At 66.8% G+C, this 15862-nt stretch carries 13 protein-coding genes; 4 read left to right on the top strand and 9 right to left on the bottom strand.

The features are described from left to right. Positions 1-87: 87 nt before the first annotated feature. Together BT183_RS13480 and BT183_RS13475 are read left to right on the top strand one after the other, a co-directional pair. Entirely contained in the window at positions 88-1083 is a 996-nt protein-coding gene (locus BT183_RS13480) for an ABC transporter ATP-binding protein (protein ID WP_072343947.1), read from the top strand. Further along, positions 1076-2050, top strand: a complete 975-nt coding sequence (locus tag BT183_RS13475; protein ID WP_072343944.1) for an ABC transporter ATP-binding protein — start codon at positions 1076-1078, stop codon at positions 2048-2050. The genes BT183_RS13480 and BT183_RS13475 overlap by 8 nt, the downstream gene beginning before the upstream one ends. 148 nt (positions 2051-2198) lie before the next feature. On the opposite strand, the gene BT183_RS13470 is transcribed toward BT183_RS13475, so the two are convergent. From BT183_RS13470 to BT183_RS13455, 4 genes are all read right to left on the bottom strand, one after another. Then, a complete protein-coding gene (locus BT183_RS13470) occupies positions 2199-3560 on the bottom strand; it encodes a M20/M25/M40 family metallo-hydrolase (RefSeq protein WP_072343941.1) in 1362 nt (453 codons plus the stop codon). Then, positions 3557-5587, bottom strand: coding sequence for a hydantoinase/oxoprolinase family protein (locus BT183_RS13465; RefSeq protein WP_072343938.1), 2031 nt, complete (start codon positions 5585-5587; stop codon positions 3557-3559). The genes BT183_RS13470 and BT183_RS13465 overlap by 4 nt, the downstream gene beginning before the upstream one ends. Beyond that, positions 5587-7419: a hydantoinase B/oxoprolinase family protein gene (locus tag BT183_RS13460; protein WP_210185473.1), complete on the bottom strand. Its 1833-nt coding sequence runs from the start codon at positions 7417-7419 to the stop codon at positions 5587-5589. Before BT183_RS13460 ends, BT183_RS13465 begins: the two co-directional genes overlap by 1 nt. A 64-nt stretch (positions 7420-7483) precedes the next feature. Continuing rightward, positions 7484-8236: a GntR family transcriptional regulator gene (locus tag BT183_RS13455; protein WP_143145798.1), complete on the bottom strand. Its 753-nt coding sequence runs from the start codon at positions 8234-8236 to the stop codon at positions 7484-7486. Between the two features lie 180 nt (positions 8237-8416). Here BT183_RS13455 and BT183_RS13450 point away from each other — a divergent pair, with 180 nt between their 5' ends. Then, entirely contained in the window at positions 8417-10141 is a 1725-nt protein-coding gene (locus tag BT183_RS13450) for a M28 family peptidase (protein WP_072343931.1), read from the top strand. Positions 10142-10198: 57 nt separating this feature from the next. Here BT183_RS13450 and BT183_RS13445 read toward each other — a convergent pair whose 3' ends face one another. Genes BT183_RS13445 through BT183_RS13425 form a run of 5 tightly spaced genes read right to left on the bottom strand, consistent with a single transcriptional unit; the run spans position 10199 to position 14322 of the window. Then, a complete protein-coding gene (locus BT183_RS13445; RefSeq protein WP_072343928.1) occupies positions 10199-11338 on the bottom strand; it encodes a mandelate racemase/muconate lactonizing enzyme family protein in 1140 nt (379 codons plus the stop codon). 4 nt (positions 11339-11342) lie between these two features. Further along, on the bottom strand, positions 11343-11675 hold the full coding sequence (locus BT183_RS13440) for a hypothetical protein (RefSeq protein WP_244545331.1): 333 nt from the start codon (positions 11673-11675) through the stop codon (positions 11343-11345). Next, positions 11675-12553 carry a DUF6772 family protein gene (locus BT183_RS13435; protein WP_072343925.1) on the bottom strand — a complete coding sequence of 293 codons (879 nt, stop codon included), beginning with the start codon at positions 12551-12553 and terminating at the stop codon, positions 11675-11677. Before BT183_RS13435 ends, BT183_RS13440 begins: the two co-directional genes overlap by 1 nt. A 46-nt stretch (positions 12554-12599) precedes the next feature. Then, positions 12600-13427 (bottom strand): carbohydrate ABC transporter permease, encoded by an 828-nt coding sequence (locus BT183_RS13430; RefSeq protein ID WP_072343923.1) that lies wholly within the window; start codon positions 13425-13427, stop codon positions 12600-12602. Next, on the bottom strand, positions 13420-14322 hold the full coding sequence (locus tag BT183_RS13425; RefSeq protein ID WP_072344776.1) for a carbohydrate ABC transporter permease: 903 nt from the start codon (positions 14320-14322) through the stop codon (positions 13420-13422). The genes BT183_RS13430 and BT183_RS13425 overlap by 8 nt, the downstream gene beginning before the upstream one ends. A gap of 231 nt (positions 14323-14553) precedes the next feature. Here BT183_RS13425 and BT183_RS13420 point away from each other — a divergent pair, with 231 nt between their 5' ends. Next, on the top strand, positions 14554-15840 hold the full coding sequence (locus BT183_RS13420; protein WP_072343920.1) for an ABC transporter substrate-binding protein: 1287 nt from the start codon (positions 14554-14556) through the stop codon (positions 15838-15840). The last annotated feature ends 22 nt before the right edge of the window (positions 15841-15862 follow it).

Here is a 15862-nt window from a genome sequence, read left to right as displayed (position 1 = left end):
GCAGTTGGATTGGCACCTGAGTGTTGCGGCTTGGCCGAAGCCGTGTCAAGGATTGTCGTACAATTCTGAAGCGAGGCACTGTCACCGATGGCAGAACAGGCAGACCAACCCAGCGTCCTTTCCGTCTCGGGGCTGGATGTCACCTTCCGCACCCTGCGCGGCGAGGTGAAGGCGGTCAGCGACGTATCGTTTACCCTCAAGCGTGGCGAAGTGCTTGCGCTGGTTGGGGAATCGGGCTCGGGCAAGTCGGTTTCGACGCGCGCGGTGATGGGCATCGTGCGGGGCAATGCCAGCATCAGCGCCAAGCGCATGCAGCTGGCGGGCCATGACCTGCTGACGCTGGACGAAGATGCCAAGCGCAAGCTGCGCGGCCGCGTCATCAGCCTCGTCTTCCAGGATGCGCTCTCGGCGCTCAACCCGGTGCTCTCGATCGGGGACCAGCTCGGTGAGCTTTACCGCACCCATCTGGGCATTTCGAAAAAGGAAGCGCGCGAGCGCTCCATCGAGTTGCTCCGCGCCGTGCGCATCGCCTCGGCCGACCGCCGCATCGACGATTTCCCGCATCAGTTCTCGGGCGGCATGCGCCAGCGCATCCTCATCGCGCTCGCCATTGCGCTCAAGCCCGAGGTGCTGATCGCCGACGAGCCCACCACCGCCCTCGACGTCACCGTGCAGGCCCAGATCCTCGACCTGCTCGATGAGTTGCGCGAGGAGCTCGGCATGGCCATGCTGCTCATCACTCACGATCTGGGCGTGGTGGCGCGCACTGCCGAACGCGTCGCGGTGATGTATGCCGGGCGCATCGTCGAGACCGGCGCTGTCGACGACATCTTCCGCGCCCCGGCCCATCCCTATACAGCGGCGCTCATGGCCTCGGCGCCGCGCATCGAGACGGTGGAAAAGCTCGAGCCCATCCGCGGCGCCCCGCCCAGCCTCATCGCCCTGCCCCCAGGCTGCGCCTTCCATCCGCGCTGCGCGCGGCGCGGCGAGCTTTGCGACAAGGTCCGCCCCGAACTGGTTGCCGGCCCCAACGGGCGCAGCCATGCCTGCCACTATCCGCTCGTGGAGATTGCCCATGGCTGAGCCCATCCTCGCGGCCCGCGGCCTGTCCAAGACCTTCCGCGCCGGCGGCGCCCTGTTCGGCAAACCCTTCCATGCGGTCAAGGACGTAAGCCTTGCCGTCGCCCCGGGCGAAACGCTCTCGGTGGTGGGCGAATCGGGCTGCGGCAAGTCGACGCTCGCCCGCATGCTTGTCGGGCTCGAAACCCCCGATGAGGGCGAGATCCTCTTCCGCGGTGCGCCCATCCGCCGCGACAAGGCGCTGCGCCGGCAGGTGCAGATGGTGTTCCAGGATCCCTATCTGTCGCTCAATCCGCGCCGCACCGTGCTCGACATCATCGCCGAGCCGCTCGACGTGCATGGGCTCGCCAAGGGCGCCGCGCGCCGCCAGCGGGTCGAGGAACTGCTCGATTCGGTCGGGCTCGACCCGGCCGCCGCAACGCGCTTCCCACATGAATTCTCGGGCGGCCAGCGCCAGCGCATCGGCATCGCCCGCGCCCTTGCCGCCGAGCCCTCGGTGCTGGTCTGCGACGAGCCGGTCTCGGCGCTCGACGTTTCGGTGCAGGCGCAGGTGGTCAATCTGCTGATCGACCTGCAGAAGCGGCTCGAGATCGCCATCATCTTCATCGCCCACGACCTCGCCGTGGTGCGCGCCATATCCTCGCGGGTGATGGTGATGTATCTGGGCCGCGCGGTGGAAATGGGCGCGGCCGACCAGGTGCTCGTCACCCCCAGCCATCCCTATACGGTGGCGCTGCGCGGCTCGGCGCTCGAGCCCGATCCCGCTCGCGCCCGGCTCGCCCGCGGCACCGCCGCCCGGGGCGAACCGCCCAACCCGGTCGATCCCCCGCCCGGCTGCCGCTTCAACCCCCGCTGCCCCCGCGCCACCGACATCTGCCGCGGCGAGGAACCCCTCCTCACCCCCCGCCCCGGCACGACGGCGGTAGCCTGCTACCATCCCGTAGGCCGGGAGCAACTGGTCGGGGCGTGAGGATCAGAAGACCCCATGGTTCGAGACGCCCCTGCGGGGCTCCTCACCATGAGGTCGTATCACACGGCCCCCCTGAGACCCTCATGCTGAGGAGCGCCGCAGGCGCGTCTCGAAGCACGAGGGTCGGGCACACCCCGTCGCAGTGCCCCTACACCCGCCCCAGCCGGTCGAGCAGCGCTGCGCCGGTCCTGATCCCCTTGAGGAACAGGGCAATTTCCATGTTCTCGTTGGGGGCGTGGTTGGCTTCGTCGGCATTGGCGTAGGGCATCACGAAGGCCGGCACGCCGAGGATCTTGGTGAAGACATAGTCCGGCAGGCTGCCGCCGACGCAAGGGTAGACCAGCGGCGGCTCGCCGCGCGCCTCGGTGATGGCCTCGGCGATCACCGCGCCCCAGGGGCTCGAAAAGTCCGTCTTGGAGGGCAGCATTCCGCCATGGAAGATCACCTCCACCTCGGGGGCGTGCTTGGCCACATGGGCGCGCACGCAGGCCATCACCTGGTCGGGCGTCATCGCTTCGACCAGCCTGATGTCGCATTTGGCGAAGGCCTCGCAGGGCAAAACCGATTTCGAGCCCTGCCCGCCATAGCCGCCATGCAGCCCGTTGATGGTGAGGGTGGGGTGGAACATCAGCCGGTCCCAGAACGGGCGGTCCGCCGGGGCATCGAGCTTTGAAAGCCCCATATCCGCCATATAGCCGGGCAGATCGAGCGGCAGCGCCTTCGTCGCTTCGATCTCCGCCTCTGTAACCGGCACGATGGGGTCGTGCAGGCCATCTATGGTGATGCGCCCGTCCGCGGTCTTCATGGTGGACAGCAGGTGGACGAGGGTCCAGATGGCGTTGGGCATCACCCCGCCATAATTGCCCGAATGCGCGTCACGCGCCGCCGTCTTCACCCGCAACTCGAACGAGGTCATGCCGCGCACGCCATAGGTCAGCGTGGCGCGCCCCGATTCATGCAGCGGGCCGTCGGCCGTGACCACGAGGTCGGCCTTGAGCTGGTCGCGATGATCGCGCACGAAATCGGCGATCTGGGGCGAGCCGATCTCCTCCTCGCCCTCGAGCAGGAAGATCAGGTTGCACGGCAGCGTGCCATGCACGGCCAGATGCGCCTCGATGGCGAGGATCTGCGCGAAATGCTGGCCCTTGTTGTCGCCCACTCCGCGCGCCCAGATGCGGCCGTCGCGGATGGTCGGCTCGAAGGGCGGGCTCTTCCACAGCTCCAGCGGATCGGGCGGCTGCACGTCGTAATGGCCATAAAGCAGCACGGTGGGCTTGGCCGGATCGACGGTGTAACGCGCGAGGACGAAGGGGTGCCCCTTGGTCGGAATGGCCTCCACCTCAAGCCCCAGCTTGCCCAGCATCCCCACCAGCAGTTCGGACACTTCGCGGATACCGATATTGTGGGCGCTGATCGAGGGATGCCGCACATAGTCGATGAGCCGCGCGACATACTCCTCGTCGCGCGCCCCGATATGGGCAAAGACCGGTTCGAGGCTCTGGCTGCTCATGGGTTCACCCGCGACAGGATGATGCCGCCCGAGGGGTGGACTTCGCCCTGCCAGCCCGGCGCCACGAAGGTCGTGGTATCGAGCTGGGTGAGGATCACCGGGCCCACGAATCGCGCCCCGGCCCCGAGGCCGGCGCGCTCCAGCACCGGCACTTCGCGGGTCGCCCCATCGATGCGCACGGCGGTGAACTCGGTCGGCGCCGGCGTCTCGCCGGGCTCGAGGGTCACGCCCGGCGGCACGGCGGCAATGCCGGTGGCATGCACGCGCAGCGTCACCAGTTCGATGGGCGCGCCGAGGTTGAAGCCGTAAAGCGCCTTGTGCGCCTGCCGGAAATTCTCCTCCACCACCGCGCGATCCGGCGCATAGGGCACCGCGATCTCGCCGCCCTGCCCGGCATAGCGCATCAGCGCGACAGTCTCGACCCGGCGCGCCTCGGGCGCCACATCTTCCTCGTCGAGCCAGGCAGCAGCCTGGGCTTCGAGCTCGGCGATGATCGGGGCCGTTTCGTCCGGGTTCATCGGCCCGGCCAGCGCCATGGCGCGCGAGAACTCGCTCTTGAGGTCGGCCGCGAGCAGCCCGTCGGCGCAGAGCACGCCCGGCGCCGGGGTGATCAGCACGCGGCGGATGCCGAGCAGGTCGGCCAGCGCGCAGCCATGCAGCGGCCCGGCCCCGCCAAAGGGCACGAGGGTGAAATTGCGCGGATCATGCCCGCGCTCCACCGACACCACGCGCATGGCGCCCACCATGTGGTGGTCCACGATGGCGAGAATGCCGCGCGCGGCGGTTTCGAGATCGAGCCCCAAGGGGGTTGCCACCGACATCACCGCCGCCTTGGCCGCCTCGATGTCGAGCACCATGCGCCCGCCCAGAAGCCGCGCCGGCAGCTGGCCGAGCGCCACATGCGCATCGGTTACGGTCGGCTCGGTGCCACCATGTCCATAGCAGGCAGGGCCCGGCCGGGCCCCGGCGCTTTCGGGCCCGACGGTCAGCGACCCATCCTTGATGCGCGCCAGCGATCCGCCGCCCGCCCCGATGGTGATCATGTCGACCATCGGCAGGGCCAGCGGCCATTCGCCCACCGCGCCGGACTGGGTGAGCCCGATCTTGCCGTCCTTGATCAGGCAGATATCGGCCGACGTGCCCCCGATATCCACCGTGATGATGTCGGAGATGCCGCAGGCTTCGGCCGCCGCCCGCGCACCGACGACGCCGGCCGCCGGGCCCGAAAGCGCGGTCAGCGCCGGAGCGACGCGGATCTTGGGCGCACCCGCGACCCCGCCATTCGACTGCATCAGCATCAGCGGCACCGACGAGCCTTCGTCGAGCAGGCGCTGTTCGAGCTTTGCGACATAGGAGGTGACGCCCGGCATCACCGTGGCGTTGAGCACGGTGGTCAGCGAGCGCTCATATTCGCGCACCACCGGCAGCACGTCGGACGAGACGGTCACCGCCATGCCCGGCAGTTCTTCGCGCAGGATTTCGGCAACGCGCTTTTCGTGGGCCGGGTTGGCATAGGCGTGGATGAGGCAGACCGCGACGGCCCCCACATCCATGCCCCTTATGCGCCTGGCCGCTTCGCGCACGCTTGCCTCGTCGAGGGCTTCGAGCACCGCGCCGCCGGCGGCGACACGCTCGTTGATCTCAAGGATCCGGCTCGCGGGCACCGGCGGCACAGGCTTCACCCAGGTATAGAGATTGGCCTTGCGCGGAATGTCCTGCCGGCCGATCGCCAGCACGTGGCGGAAGCCCCGCGTCGTCACGAGCGCGGTGCGCGCGCCCTTGCCTTCGAGGATCATGTTGGTGGCGACCGTCGTGCCATGCAGCACCTGGTCGAGATCGGTGGCGCTGGCGCCGGCCTGTTCGAGCGCCAGCCTTATGCCGTTGAGGAAGGCCTCGGACGGGTCCGACGGGATCGAGGGCGTCTTGGCGCGCCAGGAGCGGCCCGATCCGTCGACCAGCGCGACATCGGTGAAGGTGCCGCCGATATCCACGGCAACGGCGAGGGAGGAGCGGGTATCAGTGGCCATCAGGCGAGCTCGTCGACATAGGTGTTGCGGTGGAAGGCCTTGGTGGCGGGGCGGTCGGCCCTGAGGCGCGCGGTGGCGTCCGCATCGATCGCGTCATTTGCGATCACGACGCCATAGAAGCGCTGCGCCGCGTCGGCGGACACAAAGCCCCCCAGCACGTCCTCGAGCACTTTTTCGGCCGGCCGGTCGAAGGGATGCCCCATCCCCCCGCCCCCGCCGGTGCGGATGCGCAGGATGTCGCCCTTTTTCAGCGCCGTGCCGTCCGAGAGCGGCGGAATGACCCGCTCCTGCGGCGTTCCGGGATTGACCACGATATGGCCGCCCCCGCCCGACATGCCCCCGGCATAGCCCCAGGGCGGGTTCTTCACCCCGTCGATGCGGATGGCGAGCAGCGCCTCGTCGGCGAGGATCTCGTATTCGCGGATGATGCCGGTGCCGCCGCGCCAGCGCCCCGGCCCGCCCGAATCCGGCACCACGCCATATTGCATCAGCCGGATGGGATAGCCCGCTTCGAGGAATTCGACGGGATAGTTCTCCTGCGCGACGAAATAGACCGCATCGATGCCGTCGGCGAAATCGCGGGCGCCATAGCCCACCCCGATGCCGTCGGCGAGGAGGAATGGCTTGGGCGTCCCCGTCTCCTTGCCGAAGGTGCCGCGCATGATGGTCACCACATAGGCCGAATGGGCGGCGGGCGCCCCGCCCTTGCCGCGATTGACCAGCCCGTTGAGCACGGCGAGCATTCGCATCACGGTGAGCCCGCGCATGCCGAGCGGCGCCGGGAAGCGCGGATTGACGATCGAGCCCTCGCGCAGCCGCACCTCGTCGATGGCGAGCGGGCCGCCGGCATTGACCACTTGGCTCGGGTCCCCGCCAAGGAAATAGAGCCCCAGCGCCATGCCGGGCACGCCCTTGTTCATGATCAGGTTGACCGGGCCGGGCGCCTGGTCGTCGCTTTCGGTGGCATCGAAGATGAACCGGTCCTCGCCATCGGCGCCCTTTTCGCGCGTGATGGCAAAGCGCAGCGTGAAGGGGCCGTTGCCATGCCCGTCGCTGTCGATCTGGTCGGCGAACTTGTAGGTGCCGTAGTCGAAGGTCTCGGCCAGCCGGCGCCGCACCAGCGTGCGGGTGCGTTCGAGCAGCTGCGCCAACGCATCGGAGACCGTGTCGGCGCCATGGCGCGCCACGATCTCGGCCACGCGCGTCACCCCGAGCTTGACCGAGGCCATCAGCGCCGACATGTCGCCCTCGCTCTGGGCGGGGAAGCGCGAATTGCGGTGGAAGATCGCGAGCGCCGCCTCGTTGACCGTACCGCGATCCACGAGCTTGGTGGGCGGCACGATGATGCCTTCCTGATAGATCGAGGTGGCATCGGGGCTGATCGAGCCCGGATGAAGCCCGCCGATATCGGCGAAATGGGCCCAGCTCATCACGAAGGCGCAGAGCCTCTCGCCATGGAACACCGGGGCCAGCAGCACCTGGTCGTTCGAATGGGTCACGGCGCCCTTCGAGCCATAGCAGTCATTGTACCAGTAGAGATCGCCCGGCTTCATCGTCTCGCGCGGGAAATGCTCGAACACCGGGCTCGTCAGGTCTCCAAAGATCGGCACCATCGAGCCCACCGCCATCACGCCGCGCTCGTCGAACAGCGCGGTGTAGAAATCCTTCTTCTCGCGGATAAAGGCCGAGATCGCGGTGCGTTCGATCAGGGCTTCCATCTCGCGCTGGGTCGCCATGATAGCACCGCGGATGATCTCGAGCGTAACCGGATCACAGAGCGGGGCATCGTCCGGCACGAGGGCCGGCATGGCGGAGGACTGCGGTGTCATCATTGGCCTTCCAGGGTGGAAAACGGGAAAATCAGGTTCGTCGGGAGCGGCGCGCGACCCGCGCGGGTCATGCGTCCCTCTCCATGTGGCGCAGCACGGCCTCGGCCGAGCGGCTGACATAGACGCGGGTGGCGCGCTCGGCCGCCGCGTCGTCGCGCGCGGTGATGCCGGCGATGATGGCGCGCACGCCCTCCATGCCGGTTTCAAGCTGGCCGGGTTCGGCCATGGCATAGACGCGCAGCATGTTGACCCGCGAGCGCAGCTGGGCGAGCAGCTCGGCGGCGATCTGGTTGTCGGCCACCTCGGTCATGAAGCGCAGAAAGCTCGACATGGTCTCGACCATGCCGACCTTGTCCGAGCGCATGCCGGCATCGAGCAGCTTCTGCCCGAACTCCTGGGCCACCGCGATGTCGTCGTCGCTGGCGCAGGCCAGAAAGCTGCGCACGATGATGACTTCGAGTTCCATGCGGATCTCGTAGATCTCGCGCACGATCTTGCGGGTGACGGTCGCGACCCGCAGCCCGCTATGGGGAATGACGGTGGCGAGCTTTTCGGCCTCCAGCCGTCGCGCCACTTCGCGCACCACCGTGCGGCTGATGCCGAAGGCCTCGCACAATTCGCGCTCGGGCAGCCGCGTTCCGGGCGCCAGCCGACCCTCGACGATCGCCTGCCGGACCGCCTCGAAGACGCGGTCGCGCGTCAGCGGACGGCCGGGCATATCGCCCTCGGCCGGCTGCGCCAGGGCACCGAAATCGACCTGGAAGATCTTGAGCAGCTCGTTCATCGTCATGCCGCCCGGCGGGTCGGTCCTCTTCCCCAACGTGTCGCGGCGCCTTCGCCGCCCGTGCTCATCGGCCCAGACACTAACTGCGGCGACCGCCAAAGCCTAGTCAAAAATTGTCGTACAATCCGGGATTGTACGACAATTGCCGATGAGGCATCGTAGGCCCAGCCCCGGTCGCAATGCCACCGGTCAACCAACACCAGGAAGGAGGGCCGTATGCTCGACACGGCAATCAACAAGGTCATCGATCAAGTCAATGGGAATGCGCCCTGGGCGCTGGTCGAAGCCTTCTCCACCATGCCGCGCTGGAAGCCCGAAGACGTCGAAGCCTCTGCCCATGACATCGCCAGGCGCCTCGAGGCACTGGGTGTTCCGGTCGAGCTGCTCGAAGCCCAGCTCTACCTCTCCATTCCCTATGAGGCCTCGGTGGAAGCGGAGGGGACAACCTTCGCCTCGAAGCCCCCCGCCTATTCCCTGAGCTGCCCCGAAGGCCTCACCGGCCTCCTCGCCCACGTCCCCGGCACGCTTTCAGCCACGGTCTCGAGCTTTTACGACAAGAACCGCGACGAAGCCGCCGCCGCCGAAGAGCGCATCCGCGGCAAGATCGTGCTGACCGACGGCTTTGCCTCGCCCAACAAGGTGCTCGAATTCCAGGACAAGGGCGCCATCGGCGTCATTGGCATCAATCCGGGTGTCGACCGGCACTGGGGCATCTGCTCCTCGGTCTGGGGCACGCCCGATCTCGATGGCCTGCCGCGCAAGCCGCGCATCCCGGTCGCCGTGGTCAACAATGAGGATGGCGCAAAGCTCGTCGCGCTCGCCCAGCGCGGCGGCAGCGCCACGATCAGGACAAAGCTCGAGGAAGGCTGGTTCAAGTCGCTGGTTCCGGTGGTCAATGTGCCCGGCGTAAGCGAGCCCGACAAGTTCGTGCTGCTCCACGGCCATTATGACAGCTGGGATGTCGGGGTCGGCGACAACGCCACCGGCGACGCCGCGCTCCTCGAAATCGCCCGCGTCCTCTGGGCCAACCGCGAAAGCCTTCGCCGCTCGGTCCGCATCGCCTGGTGGCCGGGCCATTCCACCGGCCGCTATGCCGGCTCGGCCTGGTTCGCCGATGCCTTCGCCATCGATCTCGACGAGAACTGCATCGCCCAGGTCAATTGCGACAGCCCCGGCTGCCGCTGGGCCGATGTCTACGAGAACGTCGCCTGGATGAGCGAGACCGAGGCTTTCTGCCAGACCGTGATTCGCGATGTCACCGGCATGGGCTCGCATGGCGAGCGTCCCCTGCGCGCCGGGGATTACTCGTTCAACAATATCGGGCTCTCGAGCTTTTTCATGCTCTCCTCCACCATGACGGTCGAGAAGCGCAAGGAGATGAACTACTATACCGTCGGCGGCTGCGGCGGAAACATCGCCTGGCACACTGAGAACGACCTGATGGAGATCGCCGACCGCGATATCCTCATCCGCGACATCAAGGTCTACCTCGCCGCCGTCATGGCGGTGGCCAACGCCCCCGTTCTCCCCTTCGACTGGCGGGCGACCTCTGCTGAATTCGAGGCGACGCTGGCCAAATATGTCAAGGCGGCGGGTGCCGATGCCGCGCTTCTCGAGCCGGTCTCGGCCGCTCTGGCCGAGCTCAAGGCGGCACTGTCGCGCTTTTATGCCGGCATCGAAGCGGGCAGCGTCACGGAAGCCAAGGCCAATGCGGCGATCCAGAAGCTCGCCCGCATCCTCGTGCCACTCAACTATACGCGCGGGCCGCGCTTCACCCATGATCCGGCCCTGCCCATCCCGGGCCTGCCGCAGCTGTCGGTGGCCACCGAGCTCAGCGCCCATGGCGACGCGACGAAGGGCTTTGCCCGCACCCAGCTGATGCGCGGCGCAAACCGCGTCGTCGCCGCCCTGCGGGAAGCGACCCGCACGGTCTCGGCGTAAGACCAAAACTGCGCCGCGCTGGTCAAAAGCTCGCGCGGCGCAGAAGCCTCTTGATGATCAGCCGATGCGGTGGTTATCCACCACGTCCCGGTCGAGGGTGACGCCGAGGCCCGGCCCCTGCGGCACCTCCAGCAGGCCATCGACGAGCTGTGTCCGGTCGCCCACCAGCGGCGTGCAGAGATCGGTGCGCAGCGGATTGTCGAACACCATGCATTCATAGGTGCGGAAGCTCTCGGCCGCCGCCGCCAGATGCAAGCTCGCCGCCGCGCAGATACCGCCCGACCAGCCCACATGCGGGGCATAGGCGACATTGTGGGCCGCCGCCAGTTCGGCGATGCGCCAGGTTTCGGTGATGCCGCCCGAGCGCGTCACGTCGGGCTGGATCATGCCCAGCACCCGGTCCTCGAGCGACATCAGCGCCTCGGCCGCGACATAGTCGCTCTCCCCCGCCGCCAGCCGGATCGGCAGATGATGGGCGAGCCGGCGATAACCGGCCCGGTCGTGCGGCACGATCGGCTCCTCGAAGAAGTCATAGCCGAGATCCCCGAGCGCCCGCCCGAGCTGGATGGCCTCGTCGACATCGAAGGCCCAGTTGCAGTCGACCCCGAGCAGCGCCTCGGGAGCAAGCTCGCGCACGAGCCGCGCCCGCGCGATCGCCTGCTGCACGCTCTGGCCGAGCTTCACCTTGATCTCGCGGAACCCCAGATCGAGGCACATCCGCACCTCGGCCTCGGCGGTCGCGTCATCGAGCCAGTTGATCGAGGACGCGTAGGCCCTGACCCGCTTGCGCCCCATGCCGCCCAGAAGCTGGTGGATCGGCACGCCCAGATGCTGGCCCACAAGGTCCCAGAGCGCGATGTCGATGGCCGAGATCGCCTCGACCAGCTGGCCGCCGGGCCGCCCCGTCAGCACCGAGCGCATCGCCTTCCACAGCCTGCGGCGGTCGAACGCGTCCTGCCCGATGAGCCGCGGCACGAGCGCATCCTCCATCAGCCGCGCATAGCCGGCCGATCCCACCCGCGCCAGCGCCTCGCCGATGCCGACAAGCCCGTTCTCGGCCTTGACCTCGACCACCACGATCTCGAGCGCTTCGAACACTGCCTGGCCGGTCTTTTGCGCCTTGGGCAGTTTGACCCTCAAAGGATGGAGGGTGATGGCCCTGATGGCGAGCGGGGAACCCGATGCGGCACTGGTCATGGCGTCAGCTCTTGAAATGGAGGGTAACGAGCACAGTAAGGCTCGCGCCCTCGGGGAATTCGGCGGCGATGCGCAGCCAGTTGCCAAAATGGCTGACCCTGCCGAAGGTCACTTCATTTTCGCTCGTGGGCAGGGGAAAGCTCGTGCCCTCGCGGGCCCAGTTCATGCCATCGGCCGACATTTCGACATGGGCGATGCCGGCCCCGCCGATGCCCGGCTTCAAGGCCCGCACGAAGATCACTGCCTCGCCGGCCCAGCCGGCCTCATAGGGCTCGGAATGGGCCAGCCCCGACCAGGTGATGTTGCGGGTAACGACCGCCGAATTGCTCATCCGCATCAGAAGTCTCCCGAAAGGCAGACGCTGTCGATATAGACGAAGGCGCGCTTGCCGCTGTCGGTCTCGGCAAAGAACGCCAGGTTCAGCATGCACCAGAGGTTCTTCATTGCCGGAAGGCGCAGGCTGTCAAAGCCCGACATGTCGAACACCCGGTCGTTGCAGCGAAAGCCGGTGCACTGCATGCTCGAAAGGTCGAAATCAAAGCAGATATAGTGCCAGTTCACCTTGGTCGGGATCTCGTTGTAGCAGAGCCGCTGCGCGCCCCCCGGCAGGTCCTCCCAGCCATCGGGCGAAAGATGGTAGTGCGAGATCGTCTTGTTCTCGGTGCCGATGGGCACGATGGGCACGGACTGGCGCTTGAACTGCCATTTCTGCACATGCTCGCCACTGCTGGCATTGAGAAAGCGCAGATGCGGCATCACCCGCTCGCCCGGCGTCGTGTCGCCCACCTGCAGGTCGAAGAGGAAGCCGAAGGAGCGCACGTCGGTTTCCGAGAGCTTGAGCGCATTGGCCTCGGGCTTGAAGGTCACATAGGCCTCGAGCCGGATCGGCCCGGCGCGCCGATAGGTCAGCCGCTTGATGGTGACGTTCTGCGCCCCGGGCCGCGGCCCCGTGGCGATCTTGAGCGCATAATCGCCATCCACCCCGCCATGCGAGCCGATATCCCAGTGGCTGAGGGTCGAGAGCATGGGCGATGAATGCTGGGCATAGCCGGGCAGCATGGCATCGAGGCTGTCCTCGTAATTGCCCACCAGCTGGGTCCAGCCGCAGAAGCCGCGATCGAAATCATCGAGGCAGATGATGCGCGGCAGGGGGTCGAACCGGCTCAGCGCCGCGTCGCTCGGCTGCCGGGCCTGGGCGTGGGAAAGGGAGGGCATTGCAATCTCCTGAATCAATGATTGGGCCAACTGCATGACGACGGCGTCAGCCCTTGGTGCCGCCGGCGGTGAGGCCCGCGACGAGGTGTTTTTGCGCCAGCATGACGAAGATCAGCACCGGCAGGAGCTGGGTGGTCGAGGCGGCAAACAGCACGCCCCATTCGACGCCTTCGACGGCGCCGAACATTTCGGAGATCACCAGCGGCGCGGTCTTGGCGCGGGTGGTGGTGAAGATGAAGGCGAAGAGGAACTCGTTCCAGGCATAGACCACCACGAACACCGCCACCGCCACCATGCCCTGGGCCGAGAGCGGGAAGATGATCTTCCACAGGATCTGCAGCCGCGAGGCCCCGTCGATATGGGCTGCCTCGTCGATCTCGCGCGGGATCTGGTCGATGAAGGTGCGCATCACCAGCGTGCCCAGCGACACAAAGAAGGTGGCATAGAGCACGATCATCAGGATGTGCGTGTCGCTCAGCCGCAGCGCGTTGACCACCGGAAAGAGCGGCAGGGTGATGACGATGGGCGGAATGAGCCGGATGAAGATGAGGAAGAAGGCGCTGAAGGCCAGCCCCGGATGGCGGAAGCGCGAATAGGCATAGCCCGCCATGGCACTGGTGATCACGGCAAGGATCGTTGCCCCCGCCGTGATGATGAAGCTGTTGCCCAGCCCCTGGAAGAAATCGCCCCAGCGCGTCCAGAGCCCGACATAATTGTTGAGCGTGGGTTCGAACAGCCAGCGCGGCGGGGCCGCGAAGATGTCGCGATCCGGCTTCAGCGATGATACCGCGATCAGGAGGATCGGCAGCAGCGACCAGACCAGCACGGCGGTGAGTGCGAGCGCCTTGAGCGCCCTGACAAGGAGCTTAGGCATAATCTGCAAACATCTCCTTGTAGAGCCGGCGCAGGTACCAGAAGGCACACACCAGCGAGGCGATCAGCAGCAGCCAGCCCGTGGCCGCTGCTTCCCCGAAGGCGTTGTAGCGGAAGGCCTCGAGATAGAGGTAGACGGCCAGAACCTCGGTCTGCCGGGCCGGCCCGCCGCCCGTCATCAGCCACACTTCCGAAAACAGCCGGAAGGCGAAGATGTACCGGAACAGCATGGCGATCAGCATGGCCGGCGCCAGAAGCGGCAGGGTGATGCGCAGGAAGCGCTGCCAGGGCGTCGCCCCATCCACCTGCGCGGCCTCGTAGAGATCCTGCGGAATGGCGAGCCGGGCGGCATAGAGAATGACGAAGGTGAAGGGCAGGTGCAGCCAGATGCTCAACAGCGCGATCAGCACCAGCCCATGGGTCGGGTTGATCGACCATTCGAGCGCCGGCAGCCCGATCAGTTGCAGGAACTGCGTCATGATGCCGATATCGAGATCGAACATGTAGCGCCACATGACGACGGCGCTGATCTCGCTCACTGCATAGGGCGCGAGCACCGCCGCGAGCATGAGGGGCCGCAGCGGCACGCCGCTGGCAAACAGCAGCCCCACGGCCAGCCCCAGCAGCAGTTCCACATGGACCACGATCAATACGACGATGACGGTGTTGAGCAGCGAGCGCCAGAAATAGGGGTCGCTCAGAACCTTCACGTAATTGGCCAGACCCACGAATTCGGGGTTCTGCCCGAAGGAGGACTGGTTGACGCTGAGCCAGGCGACATAGAGCACCGGCAGGAAGATCGTCACCAGCACCATCAGCTGTACGGGCGCGATCAGAAGGAAGGGCGGCACGAGCTGGCGCCAGCCGGCGCGGCCGGCAGTGGGGGAGGCGGACATGGCCATTCCTCTTGAGGTCCTCAGGAACCACCGGCTCGCACGGCATGCGCGGATCGCGACGGTGGCTATGTAGTAAAATTTCAAAATACGGCCTGTCAATGCCATTTCGGCTTGCGTTATGGCGCGATTTCGTAGTTATCCTACATTCCAGTGAACCCCCGGGGGAGAGGGCCGCGGCCGGCTGGTCGGCCATGCGGAGCCTCCGGGTCCGGACATTCAATGGAGGATAGGATGGGCCTGACGAGACGACATTTCATCGCCACCGCCACGGCGAGCGCGGCATTGCCCTGGTTCGGCGGGGTAAGCTTCGCCCAGTCCAAGGAACTCAACATCTTCGCGCATCGCGTGATGGAGAACGTATCGAACGGCACGGCCGGCGGCGACGTGACCGCGCCCTTCAAGCAGGCGACCGGCGCCACCCTCAACTGGGCCACCTTCGAGACCGGCCCGCTGCATGACCGCGTCTTCCGCGAGGCCTCGTTGGGCGAGACCACGGTCGACATCGCCTTCATCCTCAACACCTACGCCACCCCGCGCGTGGCGACGCTCTTCGAGCCGCTCGGCCCCCACCAGGCCGCCGACCCGATCGAGAACATGGACGACATCTTCCCCGGCCTGCGCGAGGCCATGACCTTCGGGGGCGAGATGTATGGGGTGCCCTTCCGGCATGCTTCCACCGGCCTGCACTACAATGAGGAAATCCTCGCCGAGCGCGGCTTTACCGCCCCGCCCCAGACGATCGAGGAATTCATCGAGATCGCCAAGGCCTGCACCTATACCCGCGCCGATGGCACCCCGGTGGTCGGCTATATCCTGCCGGGCGTTTCCTACCCCGAAGTCATCGCCTTCGCCCGCGCCTGGGATGCCGATTTCATCACGCCCGACTTCAAGGTCGTGGCCGATTCCGAGGCGATGATCACCGCGCTCAAGGCCATCCGCGAGCTCTATGAGGCCGGCGCCGTGCCGCGCAATCTCGTGGGCATGAAGGCCGAGGACGCCAATACCTGGATGCAGACCGGCCGCGCCGCCATGACCATGAGTTCGATGAGCCGCAATGGTCTTTATAACGACCCGGAAAAGTCCCAGGTCGCCGGCAAGATCAAGACCACGACCTTCCCCGTCGCGGCCGCCCTCAAGAGCAAATACGAAGTGGCGCCGGCCAAGGTCGAGTTCTGGAGCATGGCGATCCCGAAGAACTCCAAGAACAAGGACCTCGCCTGGCAGTTCATCAAGGCGATGTCGGCGCCCGAGGCGACGCTGGCCGCCGCGCTCAACGGCAACGGCCCGATCCGCAACTCGACCTATGATGATCCGCGCATCATCGAGCGCCTGTCCTATGCGCAGGATGAGCGGCGCGTGCTGCAGGTGGCCCGCGTGCCGCTGCCGGCCTTCGACGAATCGGCGCGTGCCGCCGACTTCTTCCGCGAGGAAGCCGAGGCCTCGCTTCTGGGCATGAAGACGCCCGAACAGGCCATGGCCGATCTCGTCGCCCGCGTCGAGCCGCTGATGCCGTCCTGATCGCCCAATAAGCAAGCCCCGG

Origin of the sequence: Devosia enhydra (assembly GCF_900119845.1) — a bacterium.
Taxonomy (GTDB): domain Bacteria; phylum Pseudomonadota; class Alphaproteobacteria; order Rhizobiales; family Devosiaceae; genus FPKU01.
Note: the sequence above shows the minus strand (reverse complement) of the source record. Positions and strands in the feature narration are given on the sequence as shown.